The sequence below is a fragment of the Rhodopseudomonas rhenobacensis genome (assembly GCF_014203125.1).
Lineage (GTDB): Bacteria > Pseudomonadota > Alphaproteobacteria > Rhizobiales > Xanthobacteraceae > Rhodopseudomonas_A > Rhodopseudomonas_A rhenobacensis.
Window position 1 is genome coordinate 104,479 of the sequence record NZ_JACHIH010000008.1, and the last position, 12,639, is coordinate 117,117.

A 12,639-nucleotide genomic window follows, 5' to 3' on the forward strand; every position below is an offset into this window, starting at 1 on the left:
TCCTCATCGGAGACTACCACTATGCGACTTTCAAGTTTGTTCGGTATCGCAGCGCTCTCGCTGGTTGCTTCGGTTGCAACCGCCAACGCGCAGCAGCGCCAGCTGCAGGTCGGCGTGCTCGAATGCTCCGGCGGCCAGAACGTCGGCTTCGTCGTCGGCTCGGTGACCGAGCTGCAGTGCGCCTTCCGTGCCGACGGTCGTCGTCCGGAGCCCTACGTTGCTACCATTCATCGATTCGGCCTCGACCTCGGCTTCACCCAGGACACCGGCTTTGCCTGGGCGGTCTACGCGCCGACCGACCGGCTCGGCCGCGGCGATCTCGCCGGCAGCTACGGTGGCGTCGGCGCCAACGCGTCGGTCGGCGTCGGCTTCGGCGGCAACCTGCTGGTTGGCGGTTCGTCCAATGCCTACTCGCTGCAGCCGCTCAGCCTGCAGGGTCAGACCGGCCTGAACGTCACCGCCGGCGTCGCCGACCTGCAGCTGCGTCCCGCCGATCTGCGCGGCCCGCGCCGCCACATCCGGCATCATCGCCGTCATCGCTAATAACTAGTTACCATCGCGGCTCGGCCGCGGTCGGACAAGGGCTCGCTTCGGCGGGCCCTTTTTGTTGGCGCGTCACAGCGCCGCCGATTGAAGATTGGCAGCGGCTGTGACTAGACTGCGGCCGCGTAGTTCCGCTGCGCTGCGCGCCTGACCGGCCTGCAATATCCTGCATCACCTTGCTCACCCCGGAGATTTGTCATGCGCCGACTTTCGCTCCTGCTTGGTATCACCACCGCGGCGTTCGTCGCCGGCAGCGCCGAGGCGCAGCAATCCCGGGTCCAGATCGGCGTGCTGGAGTGCCGCGGCGGCGCCAGCGTCGGCTTCATCGTCGGCTCGGTGACCAATCTCGGCTGCGTGCTGCGGGCCGAGGGCCATCCGGACCAGCCCTATGTCGCCACCATCCGCAAGGTCGGCCTCGATCTTGGTATCACCCAGGAGACCGGCTTGGCCTGGGCGGTGTTCGCGCCGATCGAGCGCGCCAGGGTGGGCAACCTGTCCGGCAACTACGCCGGCGCGCAGGGATCCGCATCGGTCGGCGTCGGGCTTGGCGCCAACGTGCTGGTCGGCGGCTCGGCGAATTCGGTCGCGCTGCAGCCCTTGAGCCTGCAGGGCTCCACCGGCTTCAACGTCGCGGTGGGGCTCGAGGGCCTCGAGCTGCGCCCGGGGCGCTAACAACTCCTCTGCTGATCAATTGATCGCCGGTGTGAATCGCACGCCGGCGCCGCCCGCAGCGTCCGGGCGAATTGGCATGTCTTTGATCTTTCTCAACTGTTACGATTTCGCGCGACTATTTTCCTGCTTGCAAAGCGTTTGCGCCCCTGAAACGATCCGCCGCCGACCCAATCATGGGCCGAGCTCCAACCACGGAGGCGGCGATGGGACAGAACCTCAGAAGTCCCCGCGGTCCACGGTGCATCGCACTGGTGGGCCCTTTCCAAAGCGGAAAAACCACGTTGCTCGAAGCCATCCTGGCCCGCACCGGTGCGATCCCCCGCGCCGGCAGCGTCGATGCCGGGACCTCGTTCGGCGATGCCAGTCCGGAGGCGCGTCATCACAAGATGGGCGTCGGGCTCTCCGCCGCGACCACCAGCTTCATGGACGACACCTACACCTTCATCGATTGTCCGGGATCGGTCGAATTCGCGCATGACATGCGCGCCGCGCTGCCGGCGGTGGACGCCGCCGTGGTGGTCTGCGAAGCCGACGAGCGCAAGCTGCCGCAGCTGCAGATCATCCTGCGCGAACTGGAAGATCTCGGGATTCCCCGGTTTCTGTTTCTCAACAAGATCGACAAGGCCGCCACGGCGACGCGCGACGCGCTGAGCATCCTGCAGCCGGCGTCGCGGATTCCGCTGGTGCTGCGACAAATTCCGATCTGGAACGACGACCTGATCGCCGGCTATGTCGATCTCGCGCTGGAGCGCGCCTTCGTCTATCGCGAGCACAAGGCCTCCGAAGTCATCGAGCTTGCGGGCGGCGATCTCGACCGCGGCAAGGAAGCGCGGTTCTCGATGCTGGAGAAGCTCGCCGACCACGACGACGCCTTGATGGAGCAATTGCTCGAGGACGTCGCGCCGCCGCGTGACGCGGTGTTCGACGATCTCGCGCGCGAATTGCGCGAGGGCGTGATCTGCCCGGTGCTGCTCGGCTCGGCGTTGCGCGAGAACGGCGTGATGCGGCTGTTGAAGGCGCTGCGCCACGAGGCGCCCGACGTCACCGAGACCGCGGCCCGGCTCGGCGCTTCGGGTCCCGATGCGCAGGCCTATGTGTTCAAGACCAACCATCTGCAGCACGGCGGCAAGCTGTCGCTGGCCCGGGTGCTGCACGGCCAGTTCGAGGACGGCGATTTCGTCCACGCCTCCAGCGGCGAGGCCGGCAAGATCTCCGGCATCCACGCCGTCACCGGCGGTCACGACACCAAGCGTCCGCTAGCTGCAGCCGGCGACATGGTGGCGCTCGGCAAGCTCGACGCGATCAAGACCGGCGACACGCTGTCGACCGGCAAGACCGCGCCGGCCGCGCTGGTGCAGGTGCTGGCGACCCCGCCGGTGCTGGCGATGGCGCTGTCGGCGGCCGACCGCAAGGACGACGTCAAGCTCGGCCAGGCCTTGCTGCGGTTGAACGAGGAAGATCCCTCGCTCACCGTGATCCACAACAGCCGCACCCATGACATCGTGCTGTGGGGGCAGGGCGAGATGCATCTGCGGGTGGCTTTGGAACGCTTGCAGGACCGCTTCGGCGTGACGGTGAAGTCGCATCCGCCGGCGATCGGCTATCAGGAGACGATCCGCAAATCGATCACCCAGCGCGGCCGGCACAAGAAGCAGTCCGGCGGCCACGGCCAGTTCGGCGACGTGGTGCTGGAGATCGGCCCGTTGCCGCGCAACAGCGGCTTCAGCTTCACCGAGAAGGTGGTCGGCGGCGCGGTGCCGCGCAACTACATCCCGGCGGTCGAGGAGGGCGCGGCCGATGCCTTGCTGCGCGGGCCGCTCGGCTTCCCGGTGGTCGACGTGCAGGTGACGCTGATCGACGGCTCGTTCCACACCGTGGACTCCTCCGACATGGCGTTCCGCACCGCCGGCCGCATCGGCGTCGCCGAAGCGCTGCCGCAGTGCCAGCCGGTGCTGCTGGAGCCGATCCACACTGTCGAGATCGTCTGCCCGACCGAGGCCACCGCCAAGGTCAACGCCATCCTGTCCGGGCGTCGCGGCCAGATTCTCGGCTTCGACACCCGCGACGGCTGGCCCGGCTGGGACACCGTCCGGGCGATGATGCCGGAGGCGGAGATCGGCGATCTGATCGTCGAGCTGCGCTCGGCGACCGCCGGCACCGGCAGCTTCACCCGGACCTTCGACCACATGGCCGAAGTCACCGGCCGCGCCGCCGAGCAGATCATCGCGGCACACCGCCCCGCGGCGGCCTAGCGGCGCCTCGCGCCGGCCGGAGTCAAACACAAACCGGCTTCGATGATGTATCAAACATCATCGAAGCCGTTTATATTCGCGGCGTGTCGCTTTGCGGCCTGCGTCGCGAAATCGGATATCGAGCTTGATTACTTCATTTCAGATGCGCGCCGCGCGCGCGCTGTTGGGGATCGACCAGCGCACGCTGGCCGAATTGGCCGGTGTTTCGGTGCCGACCATCCAGCGCATGGAGGCCAGCGTCGGCAACGTCCGCGGCATTGTCGATTCCTTGACCCGGGTGGTCGAGGCGCTGAACCGCGCCGGGGTGGAATTGATCGGCGAGCATGGCCGCAGCGACGACGGCGGGCGCGGCGTGCGGCTGAAACAGCCCGGACCGCCGCCGCCGGTGGGATCCTGAGGCCATGGCGGTGCGCGGCGAAAAGGATCTTCGATCATGAACAAGATCAAGGCCGCCTGCCTGATCGGCTGGCCGGCGGCGCATTCGCGCTCCCCGATCATTCACCACTACTGGCTGCGCACGCTCGGCATCGAGGGCGGCTACGCCATCGAGTCGGTGCCGCCGGAGGGTTTCGGCGAGTTCGTGCTGCATCTGTCGACGCACGGCTATCTCGGCGCCAACGTCACCATCCCGCACAAGGAGCGGGCGCTGCTGCTCACCGAGCCGGACGCCCGCGCCCGCGCGGTCGGCGCCGCCAATACGCTGTGGTACGACGGCGACACGCTGCGCTCGACCAACACCGACATCGAAGGCTTCCTGAATAATCTCGACGCCTGCGCGCCGGGCTGGGACGCCATCGACGAGGCGCTGGTGTTAGGGGCCGGCGGTTCGTCGCGCGCCGTGGTGTTCGGGCTGATCGAGCGCGGCATCAAGCGCATCCATCTCGCCAACCGCACGCTGGAGCGCGCGCAGGCGGTGGCCGATCAGTTCAACGCCGACGTGGTGCCGACGCCGTGGTCGGATATCGCGAGCGTGCTGCCGCGGGCAAGACTCCTGGTCAACACCACCTCGCTCGGCATGAAGGGGCAGCCTTCGCTCGACATCGATCTCGGGCTGTTGCCCGCGGAGGCCGCAGTCGCCGATCTGGTCTATGTGCCGCTCGAGACGCCGCTGCTCGCCGCCGCCCGCGCGCGGGGACTACGCACCGCCGACGGCCTCGGCATGCTGCTGCACCAGGCGGTGCGCGGTTTCGAGCTGTGGTTCGGCCAGCGCCCGACGGTGACGGCCGAACTGCGTGCGTTGCTTGAGGCGGATCTGGCCGGGACTAACTAGAGCAGGATGACGCTTCTTCGAAACGTCGTCCTGCTCTAGCTTTTTGATTGAGCATGATCTTTTCCGAAAACCGGTATCCACTTTTCGGGATCATGCTCTAAAGAACCGCAGCGTTCTCTTCTCCCCTCCCCCTTGTGGGGAGGGGTCGGGGGTGGGGCTCCCCAAGCACGGCGCTCGTCGAATTTGTCTCGGACTGATGAGTTCCAAGCCCGACGGCGTGCAATCGCGTAGTGCGACGTCAGACTATCCCGCCGCGGCACCCCCACCCCCAACCCCTCCCCGCAAGGGGGAGGGGAGCGCGCCGCCGCCTTGGTTGAGGTTGAAATAGAATCTCATGGCCGGACGTATGACCTGCTCGCGCAGCGTTGCTCGGCAACTGCGCCTCTCCACAACGCGACGTCATCCTGAGAGCCTGTGAATCTATTAGATTTTGCGTTTTTCGAGTTGAGTCAAATCAAGCACTTAGCTGCCGCAAAGACGCTGAAATTCGAATAGATTCACAAACTCTGAGGAGCCGGCGGAGCGCGGAGCGCGAAGCCGGCGTCTCGAAGGATGGGCTACAAGGTAGTTGCGGGCCGCGCCTGCAGCTCATCCTTCGAGGCACGCCGGCCGGCGCAAGAGCGCCGCCAGCGTGCACCTCAGGATGACGTCACCTTGCATAGCTGCCCGACTACAGCGCCAGCACGTGATCGTCGATTTCTTCGATCGAGTTGACGCCGCACAGCGCCATGGTGGTGGAGAGTTCGTTCTTGATGATGTCGATCGCCTTGGTGACGCCGGGGCCGCCGAACGCGCCGAGGCCGTAGATATAGGCCCGCCCGATCATGCAGGAGCGCGCGCCCATCGCCAGCGCGCGCATCACGTCCTGCCCGGAGCGGATGCCGCCGTCGAACATCACCTCGATCTGGTCGCCGACCGCGTCGACCACGTCCGGCAGCACCTCAATTGACGACGGCGCGCCGTCGAGCTGGCGGCCGCCATGGTTCGACACCACCAGCGCCTCGGCGCCGGCTTTCACCGCGAGCGCCGCGTCCTCGACGTCGAGGATGCCCTTGATGATCAATTTGCCCGGCCAGATCGAACGGATCCAGTCGATGTCCTTCCAGTTCAGCGACGGATCGAATTGCGACGCCACCCAGGCCGACACCGAGCCGAGGTCCTTGGAGCCCGGCAGGTGGCCGGCGATGTTGCCGAAGTTGCGGCTCTTGCCGGCGAGGATGCCTTTCACCCAGCGCGGCTTGGTGGCGATGTCGATCAAATTCTTCAGACGGAAGATTTCCGGCGGCACCGACATGCCGTTTTTGATGTCCTGATGGCGCTGCCCGATCACCTGCAGGTCGACGGTGAGCACCAGCGCGCTGCATTTGGCGGCGATCGCGCGCTCGATCAGCGCTTTGACGAAGCCGCGGTCGCGCATCACGTAGAGCTGAAACCAGAACGGCTGCTCGACATTGGCGGCGACGTCCTCCAGCGAGCAGATCGACATCGTGGAGAGCGTGTAGGGAATGCCGGCGGCCTGCGCGGCGCGGCAGGCGTGGATTTCGCCGTCGCCATATTGCATCCCGGTGGAGCCGACCGGGGCCAGGATCAACGGCAGCGCCGCGCGCTCGCCGATGATCTCGGTGGACAGATCGCGCTCGGAAATATCCACCAGGATGCGCTGGCGGAATTTGATGTCCTGAAAATCGTCGCGGTTGGCGCGCAGGGTTTCTTCGGCATAGGAGCCGCGATCGACGTAGTCGAAGAACATCTTCGGCACCCGACGCTGATGGATCTCGCGCAGGTCGTCGATGCAGGTGATCTGTTTCATGAGCGGCCCCGCCCTTTTCCTTTTTTGCTGGTGCCGTGCTCTAGAGCATTTTCCGCCGAAGTGGAATTCGGTTTGAGGCAGCCTCGCGCTCTGGCCGGACGCTCCGTGCGCCCGCGGAACCCGCGGGACAGGGCGGCGTTGGTTCGATCCTCAGACCGGAGAAACCCGATGCCCGATACTGCCACCGAAAAAGACAAGAAGGCCGAAGACAAGGCCCTCGACGAGGCCCTGCAGGAATCCTTTCCGGGTTCCGATCCGGTCAGCCTGACCCAGCCGGCGCCCTCGAAGCCGGACGCCGACGCCAAGCCGAAGCATAAAGCCAAGCATTAATCCCCAGCTTCCGGTCCCGCGGGAGCGGCCGTCACGGCGCGGTCGCGGTCCCGTCGCACTGCGATAAAGCCGGCCCGATCAAGGGGTTGGCGCGGCCATGGTTCCCGATTGGTAATGATTCATCATATTTTTTGAGGTCATTTCAACCGGAAACGACCTATAAGGCGGGTTCGTGCCCGGCCGGAACTGCCGGCCGGCACAGGCCATGCTGGGGGATTTGATGAGTCGCAGATATTTCGGCACGGACGGGATTCGAGGCCGCGCCAACGGCCTGATCACGCCGGAACTGGCGATGAAGGTCGGGCAGGCCGCGGGCCTGGTGTTTCAGCGCGGCGAATATCGGCATCGCGTGGTGATCGGCAAGGACACCAGGCTGTCCGGCTACATGATCGAAACCGCGCTGGTCGCCGGCTTCACCTCGGTCGGCATGGACGTGCTGCTGCTCGGCCCGATGCCGACGCCGGCGGTGGCGATGCTGACCAAGTCGATGCGCGCCGATCTCGGCGTGATGATTTCCGCGTCGCACAATCTGTTCGAAGACAACGGCATCAAACTGTTCGGCCCGCTCGGCTTCAAGCTCAGCGACGACGTCGAAATGCAGATCGAGCAGCTGCTCGACGAGACGCTCGACAAGAAACTCGCCCCGAGCGCCAAGCTCGGCCGCGCCCGGCGCATCGACGGCGTGCACGACCGCTACATCGAATTCGCCAAGCGGACGCTGCCGCGCGACCTGTCGCTCGACGGGCTGCGCGTGGTGATCGATTGCGCGCACGGCGCCGCCTACAAGGTGGTGCCGGAGGCGCTGTGGGAACTCGGCGCCGACGTGATCGCGATCGGCGTCGAACCCGATGGCTTCAACATCAACAAGGAATGCGGCTCCACCGCGCCGGAAGCGTTGTCGCGCAAGGTGCGGGAGATGCGCGCCGACATCGGCATCGCGCTGGACGGCGACGCCGACCGGGTGATCCTGGTCGACGAGCGCGGCCACGTGGTCGACGGCGATCAGCTGCTGGCGGTGATCGCACAGAGCTGGAAGGAAGACGGCCGGCTGTCGAAGCCCGGCATCGTCTCCACGGTGATGTCGAATCTCGGGCTGGAGCGCTTTCTGCAAAGCAACGGCATGGAGATGATCCGCACCCCGGTCGGCGACCGCTACGTGCTCGAGCAGATGCTGAAGCAGGGCTATAATGTCGGCGGCGAGCCCTCCGGCCACATCATCCTGTCGGATTACGCCACCACCGGCGACGGCTTCGTCGCCGCGCTGCAGGTGCTGGCGGTGGTGCAGAAGCTCGGCCGTCCGGTGTCAGAGGTCTGCCATTTGTTCGAGCCGCTGCCGCAGATCCTGAAGAACGTGCGCTACCGCGCCGGCAAGCCGCTCGACAATGTCGAGGTGAAGTCGGCGATCCGCGCCGCCGAGACCCGGCTGAATGGCCACGGCCGGCTGCTGATCCGTCCCTCCGGCACCGAGCCGGTGATCCGGGTGATGGGCGAGGGCGACGACCGCGAGATGGTCGAGGAGATCGTCGATACGATCTGCTCGGCGCTCGGCGAGGCCGCGGCCGCCGCCGCCTGAGACCGGCGCTGGCGCCCGCCTGAGAGCAGCGTTGGCGCCCGCCGCAACCCAGCCATGGCCGGGCGATGCTAGCGCTTCGCCCTCGCATCTTCTACTTTCCCAAGGTGCCGCCCCGGCAACGGGGCGGCTTACCTGTTCCATCACCCTGTTTTCATCACCCTGCAGAACCGTCTGGAAACGCCGTGAACAAGCCCGTGGTAGTCAACGCGGAAGATCAATCCGCCCCCATCGTGATCGCCGAGATGCCGCCGACCAGCACGGCGAAGGCGCTCGGGCCGGCCTATCTGGTGCTCGGCGGCATCAGCTTCTCGCACTTTCTCAACGACACCATGCAGTCGCTGATCCCGTCGGTGTATCCGATCCTGAAGGCGAACTACGCGCTGGATTTCGGCCAGATCGGGCTGATCACGCTGACCTTCCAGATCACCGCCTCGCTGCTGCAGCCGGTGATCGGCCACATCACCGACAAGAAGGCGCAGCCCTATTCGCTGGCGATCGGCATGGGCTCGACGCTGATCGGGCTGGCGCTGCTCAGCATCGCGCATCATTACTTCGTGATCCTGGTGGCGGCCGGGCTGGTCGGGCTCGGCTCGGCGGTGTTCCACCCGGAATCGGCGCGGATCGCCCGGCTGTCGTCCGGCGGGCGCTACGGCTTTGCGCAGTCGGTGTTCCAGGTCGGCGGCAATTTCGGCCAGTCGATGGGGCCGCTCTTGGCGGCGCTGATCGTGGTGCCGTTCGGGCAGGGCAGCCTCGGCTGGTTCTGCCTGATCGCGGCGCTGGCGATCGTGGTGCTGTGGCGGATCGGCAGCTGGTACAAGCCGCGGATCGTGCCGCGCAGCCGCACCGCGCCGCAGCGGCACCCCGGGGCGCCGAGTTCGCGCCGCGTCGCGGTGGCGATCGGCCTGTTGATCCTGCTGGTGTTCTCCAAGTTCATCTACATGTCGAGCCTGACCAGCTACTACACCTTCTACCTGATGCAGAAATTCGGCGTCAGCACCCAGACCTCGCAGATCTACCTGTTCATGTTCCTCGGCGCGACCGCGGTCGGCACCTTCTTCGGCGGCCCGATCGGCGACCGCATCGGCCGGCGCTACGTGATCTGGTTCTCGATCCTCGGCGTCTTGCCGTTCACGCTGATGCTGCCCTATGCCGACCTGATGTGGACCGCGGTGCTCAGCATCGTGATCGGCTTCGTGCTGTCCTCGGCGATGCCGGCGATCCTGGTCTATGCCCAGGAACTGATGCCGCATCGCTTCGGCATGATCTCCGGGCTGTTCTTCGGCTTCTCGTTCGGCGCCGGCGGCATCGGCGCCGCCCTGCTGGGCCAGGTCGCCGACCACAAGGGCATCGAGTTCGTCTATCAGATCTGCGCCTTCCTGCCGGCGATCGGGCTGCTCGCGATGTTCCTGCCGAAGATGCCGCGCCACGCCCACTAACCGTTCGTTAACCCGGCGCCGCTCGTCGTTAACTTTTATTAGTGATTGGGGCGCCGGCCCGTGGCCGGCGCGGAACCCGCAACAAAAATCGTCACCAAATGTCAACCCTAATTATTAGGGTTAAGTGGCGCTTAAGAAATTGCTGCCATCGTCGCTTTGTCAGTTTCAGGTTCGGGGCCTCCGTAATCGCCTCTTTGACAAAAGGACGAAGCCAATGCGTAGCGTGAAATCACTATTGGCCGCCGGAGCGGCTTCTCTGTTGCCGATCACCGGGGCGTTTGCCGCGGACATGCCGATCGCCCCGCCGCCGCCGGCGATGTACGCGCCGCCGCCGGCCGAAGATTTCGGCGGCTGGTATCTGCGCGGCGATATCGGCATGACCAATCAGGACTTGAAGTTCAAGGATACCAATCCGGCCAGCGCCGGCTATCAGGATCGCGGCTTCGAATCGGCGAGCTCGACGCTGTTCGGCCTCGGCGTCGGTTATCAGGTCAACAACTGGTTTCGCGCCGACGTGACCGGCCAGTACCGCGGCAAGGCGGCGCTGCACGGCGCCACCAACATCTACACCAGCCCGAGCCAGATCCTGGCCGACAACTATTCCGGCAACAAGTCGGAATTTCTGGTGCTCGCCAACGCCTATGTCGATCTCGGCACCTGGTGGTGCGTCACGCCGTTCATCGGCGCCGGCGTCGGCATGGCCAACGTCAAGATCAGCGGCTTCCGCGACGACGGCGCGGGCTATCTGCCGGGCTCGGTCCCGGTGCTCAGCACCACCTATTACGACAACGTCTCGAAGTGGAATTTCGCCTGGGCGGCGCATGCCGGTCTGGCCTACAAGGTCAGCCCGAATCTGACGCTCGAACTGGCCTACAGCTACGTCGACATGGGCTCGGTCAATCTCGCCGGCTACACCAACTACGCGCTCGGCACCGGCCAGTCGGCCTATCAGTTGAAGAACATCACCTCGAACGACCTGAAGCTCGGCGTGCGCTGGAACTTCGACAGCGCCCCGACCTATGCGCCGGCGCCGTTGATGCGCAAGGGCTGACGCCAGCCTGCTACTTGTTAGGACGGACGAACGGCGCGGGAAGCATCCCGCGCCGTTTTGTTATGTCGCGGCGGTGTAAAGCAACGAAAGATTAAGGTTAACGGGCGATGATCGGGCGTGATCAAGTGCTCGAGGAGCGTTGCGATGCGTCGGTTGGTGGTGGGAGCAATGTTGCTGACGGTGGCGCAGGCGGCGTCGTCCGCCGATATGCCGTTTCTGCGCGGCGCGCTGTCCGACGGACCGCGCCGCGTCGTCGATTGGGAAGGGTTCTACGTCGGCGGCCAGGCCAGCTACGGCACCATAGATACGAATTTCACCGATGCCACGCGCGGTTTGGCGGAGCAGGCGATGACCAACACCCTGGTCAACAGCGCGATGCAGGTCTCGGACTGGCCGACGCTGGGCAAGCAGTCCGCGCACGGCCAGGGCTATGGCGGATTTGTCGGCTACAATTGGCAATGGACCGACGTGGTTCTCGGTCTCGAGGCCAATTACATTCACGGCAAGTTCGATGGGTCGGACAGCAACGTGAGCAATCCGATAACCCGTTGCATGGGCCTTTCCGATTCATTGTATCATTGCGCCGCCTATCGTTCCGCGGGCTCGATCGTGATCAACGATCTCGGCTCGGCGCGCGCGCGGGCGGGCTGGGCGGTCGGCAGTTTCCTGCCCTATATGTTCGGTGGTGTTTCGCTGGGGCAGGCCGATATCGTTCGTTCGGCGAGCATCCGGGACACCCTCTATACGGCGTCGCCGGCCCTCGGCGGAACCTACGTCGGCTACAATCAGTTCGACCGCGCCAAGGTGCAGAACGGCCATTTCATCTACGGTTACAGCGCCGGGCTCGGCATCGACATGATGCTGTTCAGCGGGCTGTTCGTGCGCGCGGAATGGGAATACCTGAAATTCGCCGCCCCGGTCGACACCAGCGTCTCGACGGTGCGCGCCGGCCTCGGCTACAAGTTCTAAGCGTCGCTTGACCGGCGATCCCGCAATGCCCACTGCATCCCCGATCACCATCCGCCCGGCGCGGCGCGACGACGTCGCCGCGATCGTCGCGATGCTGGCCGACGATCATCTCGGCCGCGGCCGCGAAGTCGTCACCGACCCGTTGCCGGCGTCCTACTACGCGGCGTTCGACGCGCTGCAAGGCGCGCCGCACATCCAGATGGTGGTGGCGACGGATGGTTCGGACGCGGTGGCGGGCTGCCTGCAACTTGCCGTGCTGCCGGGCCTCAGCTCGCAGGGCGCCTCGCGCGGCATCATCGAAGACGTCCGCGTCGCCAGCGATCAGCGGAGCCAGGGCATCGGCGAACAGATGGTGCGATGGGCGATCGGCGAGGCGCAGGCGCAGCGCTGCAAGCTGGTCGAGTTGTTCACCCATCAAAGCCGGGTCGATGCGCAGCGGTTCTACGCCCGTTTGGGCTTTCAGCCGAGCCACGTCGGCATGACGCTGCGGTTCTGATTCGTCCGCGAGCGATCACCGAGTCGTAAATTTTCCGTTTCGTATAGGATTGACCATACGGCGCCGGAACCGCCGTGGAATATCATCCTCGTTGTTTGCCTGTGCAGAAGGCAATCGTCGTGAAGTGCCCCTGTTTCGCCTCCAACCCAGAGGTTCGCTGTCATGCTGCTCACCCGGTCGTCGGATCAGATTAGATCCGAAAAGGCGTCCAACGGTGTTGCGTGCAACGATTGCTCC

Annotated in this window: 12 protein-coding genes; 11 read left to right on the forward strand and 1 reads right to left on the reverse strand. The window is 65.5% G+C overall.

Translation table 11 applies throughout. The features are described 5' to 3' along the window. Nucleotides 1-21: 21 nt before the first annotated feature. From HNR60_RS09060 to HNR60_RS09080, 5 genes are all read left to right on the forward strand, one after another. Nucleotides 22-543, forward strand: a complete 522-nt coding sequence (locus HNR60_RS09060; RefSeq protein ID WP_184256573.1) for a DUF992 domain-containing protein — start codon at nucleotides 22-24, stop codon at nucleotides 541-543. Nucleotides 544-741: 198 nt separating this feature from the next. Then, nucleotides 742-1,215 (forward strand): DUF992 domain-containing protein, encoded by a 474-nt coding sequence (locus HNR60_RS09065; RefSeq protein ID WP_184256575.1) that lies wholly within the window; start codon nucleotides 742-744, stop codon nucleotides 1,213-1,215. A gap of 203 nt (nucleotides 1,216-1,418) precedes the next feature. Continuing rightward, nucleotides 1,419-3,467 carry an elongation factor G gene (locus tag HNR60_RS09070; protein ID WP_184256577.1) on the forward strand — a complete coding sequence of 683 codons (2,049 nt, stop codon included), beginning with the start codon at nucleotides 1,419-1,421 and terminating at the stop codon, nucleotides 3,465-3,467. 124 nt (nucleotides 3,468-3,591) lie between these two features. Next, nucleotides 3,592-3,864, forward strand: coding sequence for a helix-turn-helix domain-containing protein (locus tag HNR60_RS09075; RefSeq protein WP_184256579.1), 273 nt, complete (start codon nucleotides 3,592-3,594; stop codon nucleotides 3,862-3,864). Nucleotides 3,865-3,900: 36 nt separating this feature from the next. Beyond that, complete coding sequence (locus tag HNR60_RS09080) at nucleotides 3,901-4,737, forward strand: shikimate dehydrogenase (protein WP_184256581.1); 837 nt, start codon at nucleotides 3,901-3,903, stop codon at nucleotides 4,735-4,737. A gap of 670 nt (nucleotides 4,738-5,407) precedes the next feature. Here HNR60_RS09080 and HNR60_RS09085 read toward each other — a convergent pair. Further along, the gene (locus tag HNR60_RS09085) at nucleotides 5,408-6,547 is read right to left on the reverse strand and encodes an alpha-hydroxy acid oxidase (RefSeq protein WP_184256583.1); all 1,140 of its coding nucleotides are present in this window, start codon (nucleotides 6,545-6,547) and stop codon (nucleotides 5,408-5,410) included. A gap of 168 nt (nucleotides 6,548-6,715) precedes the next feature. Here HNR60_RS09085 and HNR60_RS09090 point away from each other — a divergent pair, with 168 nt between their 5' ends. The 6 genes from HNR60_RS09090 to HNR60_RS09115 all read left to right on the forward strand — a co-directional run bounded on the left by HNR60_RS09090 (nucleotide 6,716) and on the right by HNR60_RS09115 (nucleotide 12,402). Beyond that, the gene (locus tag HNR60_RS09090) at nucleotides 6,716-6,877 is read left to right on the forward strand and encodes a hypothetical protein (protein WP_184256585.1); all 162 of its coding nucleotides are present in this window, start codon (nucleotides 6,716-6,718) and stop codon (nucleotides 6,875-6,877) included. 220 nt (nucleotides 6,878-7,097) lie between these two features. Next, on the forward strand, nucleotides 7,098-8,450 hold the full coding sequence (gene glmM / locus HNR60_RS09095; RefSeq protein WP_184256587.1) for a phosphoglucosamine mutase: 1,353 nt from the start codon (nucleotides 7,098-7,100) through the stop codon (nucleotides 8,448-8,450). A gap of 182 nt (nucleotides 8,451-8,632) precedes the next feature. Then, nucleotides 8,633-9,886 (forward strand): MFS transporter, encoded by a 1,254-nt coding sequence (locus tag HNR60_RS09100; protein ID WP_184256589.1) that lies wholly within the window; start codon nucleotides 8,633-8,635, stop codon nucleotides 9,884-9,886. 214 nt (nucleotides 9,887-10,100) lie between these two features. Beyond that, nucleotides 10,101-10,937 (forward strand): outer membrane protein, encoded by an 837-nt coding sequence (locus HNR60_RS09105; protein ID WP_184256591.1) that lies wholly within the window; start codon nucleotides 10,101-10,103, stop codon nucleotides 10,935-10,937. A gap of 144 nt (nucleotides 10,938-11,081) precedes the next feature. After that, a complete protein-coding gene (locus tag HNR60_RS09110) occupies nucleotides 11,082-11,906 on the forward strand; it encodes an outer membrane protein (RefSeq protein WP_184256593.1) in 825 nt (274 codons plus the stop codon). A gap of 25 nt (nucleotides 11,907-11,931) precedes the next feature. After that, nucleotides 11,932-12,402: a GNAT family N-acetyltransferase gene (locus HNR60_RS09115; RefSeq protein ID WP_184256595.1), complete on the forward strand. Its 471-nt coding sequence runs from the start codon at nucleotides 11,932-11,934 to the stop codon at nucleotides 12,400-12,402. Nucleotides 12,403-12,639 lie beyond the last annotated feature (237 nt).